This window comes from Streptomyces sp. NPDC088246, from assembly GCF_044741025.1.
Taxonomy (GTDB): domain Bacteria; phylum Actinomycetota; class Actinomycetes; order Streptomycetales; family Streptomycetaceae; genus Streptomyces.
Genome location: NZ_JBIURV010000010.1, coordinates 1 through 14,697, shown reverse-complemented (window position 1 = coordinate 14,697; position 14,697 = coordinate 1). Strand labels below are relative to the sequence as shown.

The window sequence follows — 14,697 nt, the reverse complement described above, 5'->3', positions numbered from 1 at the left end:
CAGTCATCCAGGCGTGGCAGTCGCGGCACTGCCGCGGACCGGGCGGCGGCAGCAGGGCGGTGATGTAGGTGGTGGTGGGCTGGTTGACGGTGGAGAACCGCATCGGCTCCGACGCCTCGGCAAGCAGTCCGGCCCGCAACAGGACCAGGCGGACCGCGTCCCCGTCGGTCGGCAGGTCCCGCAGCATCGGCCCGGGCCGCCGCTCGGCGCCCTTCGCCTCCCGGACGGTCAGCGCGAGGCGGACAATCTCGGCGACCTTGCGGCGCCGGCCTGCGGTCAAGCCGTGCTCGGCCACCATCACCTCGATCACCGGCCGGGCTTCCTCCCACCCGACGACCGGCCGGCCGACGATCGCGCTGACGTGGCGTCGGTCAGCACCCTGGGCACGGTGAACAGCGGGAGCCGGCCGCGTACCTGCGCCTCCAGGACTGGTGGCCCGGCGGGAGCGGCGCGCTGCTGCTTGAGCTTGATCCGCCGCTCCTCCGCAACACGTCGGCCGGTTGCGCCGGCCCGTCGTAGCGGCCGGGCCGATGCCGACCTGTCGTTGTACGTGCCGTCGGCCATGAGCCGGACCTGCCGCGGCGGCGCTTCCTCCAGGCCCAGGGCCCACTCGGCGTCGTCCTCGGTCCGGATCGCCTGCAGCGTGCCTGGACTGGTACGGCACCACCTTCCGGGCCGCAACACCGGCACCGGCTCCGACAGGTGGCGACCGCCTCCGCCACGGCTCGCCGGAGATGCCGGGTTTGTGTCAGCTGCCGAACCAGGCGAGGGCGGCCACCGTCATGGCGCTGACGCCGGTGTCCAGGGTGGGCTGGATGACGGGGGCGAAGGTCGGGCTGTGGTTGACCGGGACGTCCTGGGCGATGGTGCCGTTCTTGGCGGCCTCGGCGTACAGGTCGGCGTCGATGCCTCCGATGCCCCAGTAGGTGAACGGCGCGCCGAACGCTTGGGGGATCTCGCTCATGTCCTCGCTGGCGGTCTGCAGGTCTATGGTGTGTGCGTCGTCGCCGAAGTGGGCGGCGAACGCCTCGGCAACGCGCCGGGTAGCTTCCTCGTCGTTGACGGTGGGCGGGAAGGCGGCCGTCTTCTCGATCTCGGGTGCCTTCGGCGACCCGGAGGCCTCGCACTCGGTCCGGACGATGCGTTCGATCGCCTTCAGGACCTGGCTGCGCGTGGCACCGTCGTAGGTACGGACGTTGAGCTGGATGACGGCGCTGTCGGGGATGACGTTGGGGCCGCTGCCCGCATGGATGCTGCCCACGGTGACGACGGCGGGGGTGGTGGCGGCGAGTTCCCGGGAGACGATGGTCTGCAGGCGCACGACGATCATGGCGGCCATCACCACGGGGTCGACCGCGGCCTGGGGCATGGAGCCGTGCGCGCCCCGGCCGTGGACGGTGATGCGCAGGCTGTCCGCGGCCGACAGGAAGGCCCCCGGACGGGTGCCGACGTAGCCGGCCGGATAGGGCAGGACGTGCTGGGCGAGCACCACATCGGGCCGGGGCGCCCTTGCTGTGAGCCCGTCGTCGATCATGGCGTGGGCGCCGTCGCCGTTCTCCTCCGAGGGCTGGAAGAGCGCCACGAAGGTACCGCGCCAGGCGTCCTTGGCCTGAGCCATCAGCCGTGCGCAGCCGATCAGGGCGGTCACGTGCACATCGTGCCCGCAGGCGTGCATGACCGGCTGCTCGGTGCCGTCCGGACCGGTCAGGGTCACGGTGGAGGCGTAGGACAGACCGGTCTGCTCGCGTACCGGGAGGGCGTCCATGTCCGCGCGGGCCATGACGGTGGGTCCATCGCCGTTGGCCAGCACACCGATCACGCCGGTGCCGCCGATGCCGTCGGTGACCTCATAGCCGAAGTCCCGCAGGGCGTCGGACGCCTTCTTCGCCGTGCGGTGCTCCCGTAGGCCGAGTTCGGGATGCCTGTGCAGATCCTGGTAGAGGTCCTCGAGATCTGAGCGGATTTCGGCGAGGCCGGACAGCACGGCACGGCTACGGTCGGTCACGACGGCTCCTTGCGCGGGTGGGACTGCTCTTCTTTCCCGTTTCGCGTGGCGGGACCGGTGTGGCGCCGCAGCGTCGCGGCCACCTGGGACCGGGGCCGCCAGTCCAGGCTGTTGGGCAGGTTCCAGCCGAACCGCACGGCGGTGAGCCGGAAGGCCAGGGCCAGGGCGATGCCCAGGCCGACGCCGATCCCCGGCACGCCGAGGTACACGCAGATCACCGCGACTCCGGCGACCGCAACGGCGACGGTGGCGTACAGACCGTTACCGCCGAAGACAGCCGGCACCCGGCCGAGGACGACATCGCGCAGGGCGCCGCCGCCGACGGCGGTCACGGTGCCCAGCAGGACGGCCGGCAGCCGGCCCAGGCCGACGGCCAGCGTCTTGTTCACACCGGTGATCGCCCAGAAGCCGATGACCGCGGCGTCGAGCGCGGTGAACAGCCGGCTCCAGGACTCCTCACTGATCTTGATGAGAAAAACCACCACGGCACCGGCGACGGCGATCGGCAGGTAGGCGTAGTCGGTCAGCGCGACAGGGGTGCCGTGCTGCAGCAGCACGTCCCTGATCATGCCTCCGCCCAAACCGGAGATGATGCCCACCACCAGGAACCCAAACAGGTCCAGGCCCGCCTTACGGGCCACGGCACCACCCAGCAGCGCGCACGAGAAGACTCCGGCAAGGTCGAGATACCGGGTCGCGACCGTGATACCGGCGGGAATCAGGGAAGCCGACGTCACCCACACGGTGGACACGATGACGAGCCTAGTGACTCAGCCTCTCCGCAGCACCTGGGCCAGGCACAGAGCGTGACACCAGTACCGACACGCGGCTCGCACTGCCACCCGTGGCCGAGACTCGCGCCTCCGATCGACGGACGGCCGGCTCGGCAGGAATGCCAAAATGCCTGGCTTCAGGGCCGCTAAGGAATCCGGTCCAGCTCAGTCTGGTCGGCACCGCTGTCAGTGGTGCCGAATACGATCCGGGGATGCGAGCTTCAGGAACATTCAAAGTGGCCGGCTTCACCTCAGTCCCGGTGCCGGGCCCGGCGATCGAGACCGCAATGCCCGTCGGTCTCGCCACGATGGACAAGCAGTACGAAGGCGAGGTCGTCGGGCGCTCCGCAACCTTGTTCACCGCGGCATTCGACCAGTCAACTGGCACGGGCACCTATGTCGCGATGGAGTCCTTCGAGGGGGCGCTACATGGCCGGTCGGGTGCCTTCAACTTTGCGCACTCCGCAACGGCCTCGGGCGAGGGCAGACAGGACGAGTTCTTCGTCATTGTCCCGGGCAGCGGAACGGGCGAGCTGGTCGGGATCACCGGGGCTGGAGGCATCGCCGTCGACCAGGACGGCACGCACCGGATCTGGTTCGACTACGGCCTCGGTCAATAGCTCAGCAGCTCACGCCCTGAGCCAGAGCCGGATCGAAGCGACGGTGACGGTGCCGTGGAAGACGTAGGCGCGCTTGTCGAACCTCGTGGTCACGGCCCGGAAGTTCTTGAAAGCGTTGATCGTCCGCTCCGCTTCGTTCCTGCGCTTGTAGATCATCTTGTCGAACCCGGTGGGCCTCCCTCCGCGGCTGCCGCGCCCTTTTGCGGTGGGCCCGTAGGTCCTTGGGTTCGGGGATGGTGTGCCTGATCTGGCGTCGGCGCAGGTAGCTGCGGTTGCGGCAGGAGGAATACGCCTTGTCGTCGCCGAGGTGATCCGGCCGGGTGCGGGGGCGTGCGCCGTCGAGCCGGCGGACGCGGATGCGTTCCATGACCGGGATGAGCTGTGGGGCATCGCCCCACTGGCCCGAAGTGATCAGCACGGCCAGGGCGACACCGAAACGGCCCGCCGGAGAATCCGACGCGCCGTCATGCAAAATCGTGGCTGCGTCCTGACAGAGCCTCGGTGCGCCGACGCCGCCCTGCCGGTCCCTGTGCTGGCAGTCGACGCCGCCGCGCTGCCCCGGGACCTCGCGGGCGACGTGCCGGTGGCCGGGCCCGGCCCGGAGGACATCTGCTACATCCCTACATCCTGTTCACCTCCGGGTCGACCGGCACCCCGAAAGGCGTGCCGGTCCAGCACCGCAGCATAGCGGCCTACCTGGAGCACGTGATCAGCCGTGACGGCATCGGCGTCGGCGACCGGCTCTCCCAGACCTTCGATCTCACCTTCGACCTCTCTGTCTTCGACCTGTTCGCGGCCTGGGGCGCCGGGGCGACACTCGTCGTGCCCGGCCAGGCCGACCTCATGGCCCCCACCCGGTTCGTGGCCCGGGAACGCATCACCCACCGGTTCTCCGTCCCCTCCGTGATCTCGCTCGCCCGGCGGCTGCGCGGGCTGACCCCCGGCAGCATGCCCACGCTGCGCTGGAGCCTGTTCTGCGGCGAGCCACTGACCATGGCTCAGGCCACGGCGTGGCGGGCCGCCGCCCCCGGCAGCGTGCTGGAGAACCTCTACGGACCTACTGAGCTCACCCTGAGCTGCACGCAATACCGGCTGCCGAACGACCCGGCCCGGCTCCCCCCGGCGAGCGGCACCGTACCGATCGGGGAGCTCTGCCCCGGCCTGGAGCAGCTCGTCGTCGACGGGGAAGGCCGCCCCGCCGACGAGGGCGAGCTGTGCGTGCGTGGCGTCCAGCGCTTCCCGGGCTACCTCGACCCCGCCGACAACGGCGGACGCTTCCTCCGGTACGAGGCCGGGGACGCCCGGGCCGACTTCTCCGGCTCCCCCGGACAGCCGGACGCCCGGCTCTGGTACCGCACGGGGGACCGGGTCCGCAGGGGCGAGGGCGGCCTCATCCACCTGGGGCGGCTCGACCACCAGGTCAAGGTGCGCGGCTACCGCCTCGAACTCGGCGAGGTGGAGAGCGAACTGCGCGCTCACCCCCGGGTCGGCGACGCGATCGCGCTGGCCCTTCCCGGCCCCGGCGGCGACACCCAGCTGGTGGCCGTCTGCACGGGGCAGGGCATCGACCCGGCGGACGTACTCGCCGCGCTGCGAGCCCGCCTGCCCGAGTACATGATCCCCAGCGCGCTGACCGTCCTGGCGGACCTGCCGCTCAACGCCAACGGGAAGGTCGACCGCCAGGCCCTGCGGGACACACTCGCAACCACCACCACCCACGCAAGGTGAACGAGGAACGCGCTTGAACAGCCAGGCCACGAGCCACACCATCCATGCCCTGCTGGACGCCGCCACCGCCGAGGCACCCGAAGCCGCGGCGGTCCGGGACGCCACCGGCCGCTGGACCTACCGCGAACTCGACGCCGCGAGCCGGGGGTTCGCCGACTGGCTGCGCGCCCGGGGCGTCGGCCGCGGGGACCGCGTCGTGGTCCAGTTGCCGACCAGCCGGGAACTGGCCGCCATGTTCTACGGCACCTCACGGACCGGCGCCGTCTTCATACCGCTGAACCCGGCCATGAAGGAGTTCCACCTCACGTCGGTCATCGGCGACGCGGAACCCGTACTCGTCGTCGGCGACGCCTCGGGGGTGGCCGTGCTGCGAAGGATCAGCCCTGTTCCCGTGCACGACCTGGCCGAGCTCTGGCCCGAGATCAGCGAGGGGTACGAACACCCCGGCCGGCCGTACGGAACCGCGGAGCCAGAACCGCGACCGGAACCGGAACCACGACCGGATCCCGTGCGCGCCGAGGACCTGGCCGTACTGATCTACACATCCGGAAGCAGGGCGGCTCCGAAGGCGGTGATGTGCCCGCACGCGCAGGTGACCTTCGCCTCCCGGGCCCTGACCGAAGCGCTCGGCTACCGGCCGGACGATGTCGTCTTCTGCCGCTTCCCGATGTCCTGGGACTACGGCCTCTACAAGGTGCTCATGACCTGCGTCGCGCGCTGCGAGATCGTCCTGGCCGACGGTGAGTCCGACTTCGTTCTCCTCCGGCGCATGCGCGAGACCGGAGTGACCGTCGTCCCGATCGTCCCGTCACTCGCCACGATGATCACCCGGCTGGCCGGCCGGGACACCGAACCCGTGCCCCCGGTACGGATGTTCACCAACACCGGCGCCGCACTGCCCCAGACCACCATCGAAGCCCTGCGCAAGCACTTCCCCGGCACACGCGTGGTACGGCAGTACGGCCAGACCGAGGCAAAGCGCATCACGGTCATGCCCCCCGAGGAGGACACGGAGCGTCCCGATTCCGTCGGCCTGCCGCTGCCGGGCACCCGAGTGCTGATCCTGGACGCCCAAGGCGAGCCCGTGCCCACCGGAGAGGTCGGGGAGATCGTCGCTGCGGGCCCTCACGTGATGTCCGGCTACTGGCGCAACACCGAGGACACCGCCAGGTCCTTCCGCCGCGACAAGCACACCGGCGAGCCACTGCTGCGCACCGGCGACTACGGGCGGCTCGACGACGACGGTCACCTCTACTTCGAGGGCCGCCACGACGACATGTTCAAACACAAGGGCTTTCGCATGAGCACCATCGAGATCGAGATCGCGGCCATGGACATCCCCGGCGTCCGGGCCGCGGCCGTACTGCCGCCCGGCGACGGACACGGTCTCGCGCTGTTCGTCGAGAGCGATCTCGGCCCCCGCGAAATCACAGCGCCACGGCCAGCGCGGCCAGCGGCGTCAGGATGACGGGCAAGCCCAGCCAGTTCGGCATCGACAGCGAGACCATCGCGGACCTGGCGCCCCGGCTGCGCTCGGTACCGGGCACCTCCGTCGCCGGTCTGCACCTCTTCTCCCAGAGCAACGCCGCCGACGAGGAAGCACTGATCGGCGAGTTCCGGCACACCATCGATACGGCCGCGCGTATCGAGCGGGAGCTCGGGCTGCCCCTGCGGCTGCTCGACATCGGCGGCGGATTCTCGGTTCCGTACGGGCAGCACGGGGAACGGGCGGTCTACCCCAAGTTGCGCTCGGAGCTGGAAGCCGCCCTCGATACGCGCTTCCCGCACTGGCGGCAGGGCGCCCCTCGGCTGGCCGTCGAATCGGGCCGCTATCTGGTGGGCGACTGCGGCACCCTGCTGGCCTCGGTCAGCAACGTCAAGGCCAGCCGCGGGCGGACGTTCGTCATCCTCGACGCGGGAATCAACACCTTCGGCGGAATGTCGGGCCTCGGACGGATCCTGCCGGTGTCGGTACGGGTCGCGTCCGGCGAAGCCGAGACGCAGCGCGCGACGCTGGCCGGCCCGCTGTGCACCCCCGGCGACCTCCTCGGGCGGGAGATCGAGGTCCCGGCCGGCCTGCGCCCCGGCGACCTGGTCGCCATCCCCAACACCGGGGCCTACGGCCCGACCGCCAGTCTGCTCATGTTCCTGGGCAGGCCCGCTCCGGACGAAGCGGTGGTCCGGGGCGACGAAGTGCTCTCCGTCTCCCGCATCGAGCACGTACGGACCTACCGAAAGGTGGCACACCCCCATGAAATCCGGCGCCCCCGTGACGTCCGGCGTGGCCATAGCACAATGTTCGGGCCAGCTGTACCCGATACGCTGGGTACAGCTGGCTCTTGGCCAGAGCCATGCGGCGCGTTGACGCTGCACGGGTGCGGGCAGTCAGATGTGTTGCGCCACGAAATCGGCGACCTGCGTGCCGAGTTGCTGGCCTGCCCGGTTGTCGATGGAGGTGTGCTGGCCGGACCATATCCGGCTGAGCCACGCTTCGGTCGCGGCGCGTTGGAAGCCGGCGAAGGTTCGGGTGACGCCCTTCGACGTCACCACGAGGTGGTGCTGCGCGCCGTAGAACCTGGTGAGCGTCGTTGCCGCCGCCTGGCTGAGAGCGCCGTGGGCGGCGGGGTAGGACGGATCCGGGGCGGTCGGCAGCAGGGGGGTCCAGTTGGGATCGCCAACGATGCGCGGGTTGTAGTGCGTACCACCGAGCCGGAGGGCGGTCACGGGCCGCCATACGCGGTAGGTGTACTTGGCGTCGTACATCGCGATCGCGGTGTCGGCGAGGGACAGGTTGAGCTGGGCGAAGACCTTCACCGCGTTCTCCAGGCTTGCGTGCTGGGAGGTGACGAGTCCCTGCGCGATCTGATTCCAGACGTTCCAGACGGGCGCTGCCGCCCAGAACTTCCCGGCCGCGGTCTGATCGGGGGTGCGGGTGGTACTGGTCTTGCTCCCCAGGCTCTTGACCTCATTCAAGGCTGTGGCGTATTCGGCAGTGCTGACGGCCGGCGGCGGCACCGGGCGGAACTGGCTTCCTTTGGCCAGCACGAACGGCTTGACCGAGCCCCAGTTGGTGAACACCGGTGTGGGGAAGTCGGGCGGTGTGGGCCGGTAGCCGCCGGCCACGTTGCGGGGACTGAACGGCGGCGGCTTGGTCGAGGACCCATCATGGGATCGCAGGCTGATCAGCCGGCGGGCGACCTCGGCTCCTACGCCAATGCCCGCCTGCTTTCCGGGGCCGTTGGGAATCGCGGACAACTGGCTGCTCAGCCGCCGGTCCACGCTTGCGCGCTTGGCCGGGTACAGGGCCACCAGCACATCGTGGGCTGCTTGGTCCGCTGCGGCGTCTGCACGGGCGCCTCGCGGCGCCGACACCGAGAACAAGTAGGCAGGGCCGGCCCGGGTGACCGATACCACCGCGTCGTACTCGGCGGCCTGAAGGAGCGCGAAGCTGCGCGTGGGGTGGATGGTGGGCGGTTGGGCCTTCGGATCGCTCAGGACGGTGATGAGCTCACGGTTCCACTCCACGACCGACATCCCAGAGAGCCGGGCGGCAGCGCGCAGGGTCGGGGAGTGAGCAGGTGTGGTGGCGGTGGGCCCGAGGGCCAGGCCAGTGAGTCCGGCTGTCAGCGCAGTTCCGGTCAGTGCAGCGAGTATCTTGTGCTTTCCGTCCATATGCTGTGGCTCCCTGTGGTGGGCGGTGGGCTGGGGCAACCGGTGGCCATACACTTCGACCACGTGGGCCGCTTCGGGCCAGGCGGTCAACGGGCACCACTGGGCGAGAGGGGAGTCCGCAGCGTGTGCCGCAAAGAAGTACTCCGGACGCTTGCTCCGGAGTTCGACCAGGACGTGAAGCCAGTTCCGTCTGCCTGAGTCCCGTGCTGGGGCGGTCGTTGGAGTATCGCGACCGGACTCACCGGGGTACCGGCCCTTGAGTCGGCGCGCGTCACCCGCACCCATGTTTCGAGGGGTCGACCGGGTGCGAGTGGTCCTGCAACCTGATCACCTCTTTGCGTCATCAAGGTCGCTTGCCAGATACAGCCTGCGGGTTCCCGAAGCACGCCGCAACTCCGGCCTGTGGTCATCTGCCTACAGTCGGCTGCGCCGGTTGCTGTCGGTGCCCGACGAGCCCCGCCTTTCGCACCGGTACGACGACGAGGTCAAAGCGCCGCCTACGGCCGCTTCCACTCGGGCACGAGCCAGCGGCCGGTTGCCCGGAGAGCGCGCAGCGGAGAAACGCTTGGGTCGGAGACGGGCATGGTTGGTCCGTAGGCCCTTCGCAGAAGCTTGCCTCCGGCGTGGTGGCCGTAGACGAAGCAGATGACCACCCCGGCAGAGGCCGCGGCCACCGCGGCCACGATTGTGCTGAGCAGGCTGACGATGCGGCGGTCTCCCTGCTTGCCATCGCGTGTCGCCACGTCGAAGCGGCGTGAACGACACCGACTCACACAGTTTCGGCGTTTCCGCAGGTCAGGGACTCCCGAGACCACGGGGGGTCAGCAAAAGGTCAGCATCGTGACCGGATGTCCCTGGGCCTCGGCGCGGCAGCGCCCCGTCGCGGCCTCAGGCGGCCAGGTGCATGTCCAGGAGCTTGGCGGCCCTGCCGATCGATCCGGGCATGAGGTTACGGTAGATCTTGAACGTGACGTCGATGGTCTTGTGCATTGCCGCAGCCGGGGCGGCAGTCGTACTGCCTCGGGGCAGTTGCCTCGGGGGCGGGTTCGCAGAGCGCGTTGTCGCGTTTGAACGCGCAGATCAGGAACGCATCAGGGTTGTCGAAGAGCACGATGCCGTCCTGGGCGAGGAGCTTAGCGGCCTTCTTTGCGAACGTCTTGGGGACGATGCGGCCCTCGAAACGCGGGGTCTGCGCGGCAGCGGTGAGGGCCCGGCGGGCGGCGGGCCCGGAGATCTTCTCTCCGGCGGCGACGCGGTCGCGGAGACGGGCGGCGGTGTCGGCGGCTGCCAGGGCAGTTTCGACGTCCAGGACGCTGTGGATGCCGCGACGACTGCGGGCGCCGTAGCCGCTGGAGGTGCGGGCGTCCAGGACCCCGTCCTTCACCGCGCATCAACGTGAGGTTGGAAAGGGCTCACTGATGCCCGGGTCACGATCGCTCCCTCCCCTGGAGCCCGGGCGGAACGGCCGGGCACCGGATCCATGGATCACTTTGTACCGGCACTCGCGTCGCCGGCCTCGTTGTACCGCCCCCGAAGTCGCTGCGCTCGGCTCACTCCGCCACCGCGCCCGCTGCGAACTTGCCGACCTTGCCGAGGACGTCCTCGCTGTAGAGGCGCAGTGCCTGCTGCAGCGCGAATTCCGCCATGTACGCGCGAAACGTGTCCGGCGGTTCCTCTGCCAGGTTCAGCATCCGGCGGTTGGTCACGACCGCGGTATTGTCCAGCCTGTCGATTCCGTTCCGCAGCGCCGAATCCAGCTCCACGGGATCGACCACCTCGTCGAACAGCAACCCACCGTCAGGCTCGTTGGCCCACACCTTGCGTCCCCAAAGGACGATCTGACGGGACCCCCGGCTCCCGATCGCCCTGGCCAGCCGGAAATTAGACGCGCCCGGCACGATGCCCTCCTGGGCGGCGGGCAGGCTGAAGAATGCATCCGTGCCGGCGACCACCCGGTCGAACACCAGAAGCAGTTGCGCCCCGCCACCGATCGCGAAAGTGTCGACTCCGGCCAGCCACGGTTTCTCGATGGCGGGGCTGCGCCAGGACGCATCGTGGGGCACTACGATGCCGCGCACCAACTTGTTGATGTAGCCCATCTCCCGACGCATCAGAAAGTCGATGAACGAGATCTGGCCCGCGTGCAACCGCTTGAGGTTGATGCCCGCACTGAACACCCGGCGACCCGCGTACCGGGGATGCGACATCGGCCCGCCACGGAACACGCCCACGCGCACGGCCGGGTCCAGCAGCGCCAGATCGACCGCGGTCTCCACATCCTCGACCTGCTGGTTGTCCTCGGCGTTGAGACAATCGTCGCGACAGAGGGTGAGCTCTGCCGCCGGGCCGGTTCGTTCCAGTCGGACGGAGTGCAGAGTGATCGACCCGGTGCGCTGGAAATCCGGGAGCAGGCGCAGCGCGCGCTCGGTCGGCTGAAGCATCGAGTCCATGAGGTGGGTCCCGGCGGAGACCGACCCCAGTACTTCCCGCAGGAACAGGCCCTGATCGATCTCCAGTCCCTCCTTGTGGGCCTGGATACGGTTCAGCTCCGCGGCCATCTGATCGGCACTCGGCAGCACACCGGGGAACCTGACTTCGGCGGCCCGCACCAGTTCGTGCAGTCGGAGCCGGATCGCCCCGCCCTCGGTGAGGTCGTCGTACACGGCGTCGACGTGTCTGCGGAGGAAGGTGTGCCGGGCTTGTCGTACGGCGAGCTTGACGCGTGCGGCCCTCTCCTGTTGCTCCGGGGCGCGCTCAACGGGTTCCGGGAGCGATGCGAGCTGCTCCTCGGCACGGGCCGCGAGTCCGGTGAGAGCGCGAACGGCCACGTCAAGGTCGTCTGCGCCGGTCCGGGTACGACGATCGAGGATGGTGTCTGGGGTCATGTCACAACCTTCCTGTCAGACGCGAATACTGGGTGTCCGGTCCGTTCCGGCTTTCCCGGTCAGCTCTCGGACGCATGGCCACTCCGACGTAGCACTCGGTCGCAGGCAGCGAGGTGCCGGCCGAGCGCCTCTTCGAACGTCGTGGTGGTCGCCTCCAGAAGCAGCTGTCGCCGGACGGCCACGTCCGCGCCTTGGCGCGGTGTGATCGCGAGCGCGACGGCGACAGCGGCCTCCAGGTCGTCCGCGATTTCGTCGATCAGTCCCAGCTCCAGCGCGGTGGTGGTCTGCACCGGCGTGTCGAAAAGGGTGGCCCGCCTGATCCGGGCGACCCCGACCTGGTTCGCCAGTCGGTAGAGGGCCATGCCCGGCCACGCCGCGCCCGGGCCGGATCCCGACGGCAGTCGCAGAAGCACGTCGGGCGTGCCCAGCCTGCAGTCGGTGGTCAGCAGCATCTCCAGCGCGGTACCGCCGCAGTCGCCGTGCACGACAGCGACGGTGGTCGCGGACAGCCGCTCGATCCGTCGCAGTGTGCGTTCCCATTTGTTGACGAGGGCTATATCCACATCGCCGACGGGCGTGGAGGCCGGTGTGCTACCGGTCAGGTGCAGCACGGCGACGCTGTCCGGCCCGCCTTCCTCGACCTGGTCGGCGAAGGCCTGCACGCGGGCGATCAGTTCACGCGACAGCGGCTGCGTCCCGTCGATCCGAAGCTGCGGACAGATGCCGGTGATGTCGTCAGTGGCGGTCATGGTGATGTGCTCCTTCTGATCGGCGGAACTACCAGCGGATGAGGGCTGTCTCGATGGTGGAGCCAGGGCCCATCGTCATGAGGACTCCGTACTCACCGCGGCGTGCCAGCCCCTCGCTGCACAACCGGTCGTAGGAGAACAGAAAGGAACCGCTGGAGAGGTTCCCGTAGTCACGCAGCACGCCGGTGGTGTGCCGGACATCGTGCGGGGTCAGGCCGAGATTGATCCGCACGGAGTCGATGACCTTCTTGCCCCCCGAGTGGACCGTCCAGTGCGCGATGTCGCTGCGCCTCAGGCCCGTGCCGGACAACAGCCGGTCGATGACGAGTTCGGCGTGTGCACCGACCACGTAGGGGACATCCGGGTCGAGGAAGAAGCTGAACCGGCTCTGCTCGTCGTCCCAGTCGTAGCGCATCGCATCGATCGCTTCGGGGATGATACAACTGGTGAACTTCAAGACCTCGGGGCCCGGGCGCTGTTCCGGGTCCTCGGCAATGACCGCGATCGCGCCCGCCCCGTCCCCGAACAAGCTGTTCACCACCGAGCTGCGCATGGTGCCGTCGAACACATAGGCCGCAGAACACGATTCCACACACACCATGAGCGCGAGCTGACCCGGGTGCGCCCGAGCCCAGCCGTCTACAGCGTTCAGACCGTTGAGGCCGGCGTTGCACCCCATTCCCACCACGTCCAGCCTGCTGCAGTGCCCGTCGATATCCAGCTCGTGAATCAGCAGGGCGCTGAATCCCGGGGTGAGAAATCCCGTAGAGGTCACACAGCACAGGTAGCCGATGTCGGACAGGTCGGCATTCATGTTCTTGAGGCAGTCCTCGACGGCGCGCGCGCCCACCTCGATTCCCTGCTTCTTGTGCTTGGCCAGCAGAGCGCCCTGCTCCTCGAACAGTCGCCCTCCGGTGGGACTTTCCGGTGGCAGGGTGAGGAACCGGCGCTCGATGGCGCTGTTCAGGAAGACCGACCGCACACGTGGGTCGTCGATCTCGAAGATGTCCAGCAGCTCGCGCTGGGAATAGGAGGTGGGCGGGACAGCGGTACCGATGCCCACCAGCCGTGCACGGGACCGGTCCGAGAGCGTGGTGTCCGGTGCGGAGCGCAGGGCACCGGGGTGCGGCAATTGGGCCAGCGGGGTCATCGGTACATCCACCCCCAGGTGCGAAGCTTGCTTCTCGTCCGCCTGGTGAAGCGACTATGAGACAACATCGTTGACCTTCCTGGAAATGAGGGACCCGATCTCCGGGCTCGCCTCCGACTTCATGATCTCTTGGTGGTCGAAGCCCACTTGGTGGCTCTCGAGGTCCTTCGCAAGGCCGTCACGCCACAAATGCGATGCGGGGGCAGCGCCTCCAGTCTCGGCGTCGAGGAACAGCACCGGGACCCGGGACGGCTGCGGTATGTGCTCGGTCATGGCGCGGTGGTTCGCCCTGGTGATCAGGACCAGGTTCTCGATGACTTGATCCGGAAGTGTCGAGAGTGGACTCTCGATCTCTGTCAAAGCTCGCCGCAACTCATGACCGCCGGGAAGCTCGGCTGCGTTCGCCGACGGTAGTGCCAGGCCGTCCAGGGCCGTGCGGACGAGTTCCGCCGCAGTTGGTTCGCCGGCCGGATCCGGACCGTGGTAGGAGTCGAGCAGCACGAGCAGCGATGGATCTACTCCGCTCGCCTCCATCTCGACCGCCAACTGCTGGGCGACGGTGCCTCCGAATGACCAGCCCACCAGTACACATGGGCCATCGCCCCGGATCTCCCTGATCCGTGCGAGGTGGATGGCCGCGAGTTCCTTGACCGCCAGCGCTTCGACGTCATGGCTGGACAGTCTCGGGTCCTGCAGGCCATGCACCGGATGCCCGGCCGGGAGATGACGCACCAACGAAGACCAGCACCAGCTCAGCCCGTTCGCCGCGGGCAGCAGGAAGATCGGCGGCAGGTCGCCCTCGGCCCGGTAGGTGAGTACACCGAACAGTTCGCCGTCAGCTTCTTGGAACAGCGTGTCGTGAAGGTCGGCGATGGTGGGGTGTTGGAAGAGGGTGTGGATGGTGGTGTGGGTGTTGAGGGTTGTGTTGATGCGGTTGGTGAGGCGTATGGCGAGGAGGGAGTGGCCGCCGAGGTCGAAGAAGTTGTCGTCGATGGTGATGGTGGTGAGGTTGAGGGTTTCGGTGAAGAGGGTGGCGAGGGTTTGTTCGTGGGGGGTGCGGGGTGGGCGGCCGGTGGTGGTGGGTTGGGGTGTGGGGAGTTGGGTGTGGTCGAGTT

Annotated in this window: 12 protein-coding genes and 3 pseudogenes; 4 read left to right on the top strand and 11 right to left on the bottom strand. The window is 68.8% G+C overall.

All coding sequences use genetic code 11. The annotated features are described in order from the left end of the window. Positions 1 to 306 precede the first annotated feature (306 nt). The 3 genes from ACIPEK_RS15825 to ACIPEK_RS15815 all read right to left on the bottom strand — a co-directional run bounded on the left by ACIPEK_RS15825 (position 307) and on the right by ACIPEK_RS15815 (position 2,757). Entirely contained in the window at positions 307 to 684 is a 378-nt protein-coding gene (locus ACIPEK_RS15825; protein ID WP_401995896.1) for a hypothetical protein, read from the bottom strand. Positions 685 to 748: 64 nt separating this feature from the next. Further along, positions 749 to 2,005 (bottom strand): M20 family metallopeptidase, encoded by a 1,257-nt coding sequence (locus ACIPEK_RS15820; RefSeq protein WP_401995893.1) that lies wholly within the window; start codon positions 2,003 to 2,005, stop codon positions 749 to 751. Beyond that, the gene (locus ACIPEK_RS15815; protein ID WP_401995890.1) at positions 2,002 to 2,757 is read right to left on the bottom strand and encodes a trimeric intracellular cation channel family protein; all 756 of its coding nucleotides are present in this window, start codon (positions 2,755 to 2,757) and stop codon (positions 2,002 to 2,004) included. The genes ACIPEK_RS15820 and ACIPEK_RS15815 overlap by 4 nt, the downstream gene beginning before the upstream one ends. 233 nt (positions 2,758 to 2,990) lie before the next feature. Between ACIPEK_RS15815 and ACIPEK_RS15810 the strand changes: the two genes are divergently transcribed. Further along, the gene (locus ACIPEK_RS15810; protein ID WP_401995887.1) at positions 2,991 to 3,398 is read left to right on the top strand and encodes a DUF3224 domain-containing protein; all 408 of its coding nucleotides are present in this window, start codon (positions 2,991 to 2,993) and stop codon (positions 3,396 to 3,398) included. Positions 3,399 to 3,407: 9 nt separating this feature from the next. Here the strand turns inward: ACIPEK_RS15810 and ACIPEK_RS15805 are convergent. After that, positions 3,408 to 3,822 (bottom strand): annotated as a pseudogene (locus tag ACIPEK_RS15805) (IS5/IS1182 family transposase); the annotation flags it as partial. Between the two features lie 239 nt (positions 3,823 to 4,061). Here ACIPEK_RS15805 and ACIPEK_RS15800 point away from each other — a divergent pair. The 3 genes and pseudogenes from ACIPEK_RS15800 to ACIPEK_RS15790 all read left to right on the top strand — a co-directional run. Beyond that, entirely contained in the window at positions 4,062 to 5,126 is a 1,065-nt protein-coding gene (locus tag ACIPEK_RS15800; protein WP_401995884.1) for an AMP-binding protein, read from the top strand. Between the two features lie 13 nt (positions 5,127 to 5,139). Then, positions 5,140 to 6,594 (top strand): AMP-binding protein, encoded by a 1,455-nt coding sequence (locus ACIPEK_RS15795; RefSeq protein ID WP_401995881.1) that lies wholly within the window; start codon positions 5,140 to 5,142, stop codon positions 6,592 to 6,594. Further along, a pseudogene (locus tag ACIPEK_RS15790) lies at positions 6,549 to 7,358 on the top strand (type III PLP-dependent enzyme); the annotation flags it as partial. The gene ACIPEK_RS15795 and the pseudogene ACIPEK_RS15790, both read left to right, overlap by 46 nt. Before the next feature lie 153 nt (positions 7,359 to 7,511). Here the strand turns inward: ACIPEK_RS15790 and ACIPEK_RS15785 are convergent. From ACIPEK_RS15785 to ACIPEK_RS15755, 7 genes and pseudogenes are all read right to left on the bottom strand, one after another. Next, positions 7,512 to 8,798: a vanadium-dependent haloperoxidase gene (locus ACIPEK_RS15785; RefSeq protein ID WP_401995877.1), complete on the bottom strand. Its 1,287-nt coding sequence runs from the start codon at positions 8,796 to 8,798 to the stop codon at positions 7,512 to 7,514. 497 nt (positions 8,799 to 9,295) lie between these two features. Beyond that, positions 9,296 to 9,541: a hypothetical protein gene (locus tag ACIPEK_RS15780; protein WP_401995874.1), complete on the bottom strand. Its 246-nt coding sequence runs from the start codon at positions 9,539 to 9,541 to the stop codon at positions 9,296 to 9,298. Between the two features lie 218 nt (positions 9,542 to 9,759). Continuing rightward, a pseudogene (locus tag ACIPEK_RS15775) lies at positions 9,760 to 10,170 on the bottom strand (integrase); the annotation flags it as partial. 178 nt (positions 10,171 to 10,348) lie between these two features. Further along, positions 10,349 to 11,683 carry a (3,5-dihydroxyphenyl)acetyl-CoA 1,2-dioxygenase DpgC gene (gene dpgC / locus ACIPEK_RS15770; RefSeq protein ID WP_401995871.1) on the bottom strand — a complete coding sequence of 445 codons (1,335 nt, stop codon included), beginning with the start codon at positions 11,681 to 11,683 and terminating at the stop codon, positions 10,349 to 10,351. 59 nt (positions 11,684 to 11,742) lie between these two features. Next, positions 11,743 to 12,432: an enoyl-CoA-hydratase DpgB gene (gene dpgB, locus ACIPEK_RS15765; RefSeq protein ID WP_401995868.1), complete on the bottom strand. Its 690-nt coding sequence runs from the start codon at positions 12,430 to 12,432 to the stop codon at positions 11,743 to 11,745. A gap of 28 nt (positions 12,433 to 12,460) precedes the next feature. Further along, on the bottom strand, positions 12,461 to 13,582 hold the full coding sequence (gene dpgA, locus ACIPEK_RS15760; RefSeq protein WP_401995865.1) for a 3,5-dihydroxyphenylacetyl-CoA synthase DpgA: 1,122 nt from the start codon (positions 13,580 to 13,582) through the stop codon (positions 12,461 to 12,463). Between the two features lie 54 nt (positions 13,583 to 13,636). After that, a partial coding sequence (locus ACIPEK_RS15755) for an alpha/beta fold hydrolase (RefSeq protein WP_401995862.1) occupies positions 13,637 to 14,697 on the bottom strand: 1,061 nt, incomplete at its 5' end.

What these genes read in the sequence shown, in the direction of transcription:
- ACIPEK_RS15810 (WP_401995887.1), top strand. Translation starts at nt 2,991, where the DNA reads ATGCGAGCTTCAGGAACATTCAAAGTGGCCGGCTTCACCTCAGTCCCG.
- ACIPEK_RS15785 (WP_401995877.1), bottom strand. Translation starts at nt 8,798, where the DNA reads ATGGACGGAAAGCACAAGATACTCGCTGCACTGACCGGAACTGCGCTG.
- dpgC (WP_401995871.1), bottom strand. Translation starts at nt 11,683, where the DNA reads ATGACCCCAGACACCATCCTCGATCGTCGTACCCGGACCGGCGCAGAC.
- dpgB (WP_401995868.1), bottom strand. Translation starts at nt 12,432, where the DNA reads ATGACCGCCACTGACGACATCACCGGCATCTGTCCGCAGCTTCGGATC.
- dpgA (WP_401995865.1), bottom strand. Translation starts at nt 13,582, where the DNA reads ATGACCCCGCTGGCCCAATTGCCGCACCCCGGTGCCCTGCGCTCCGCA.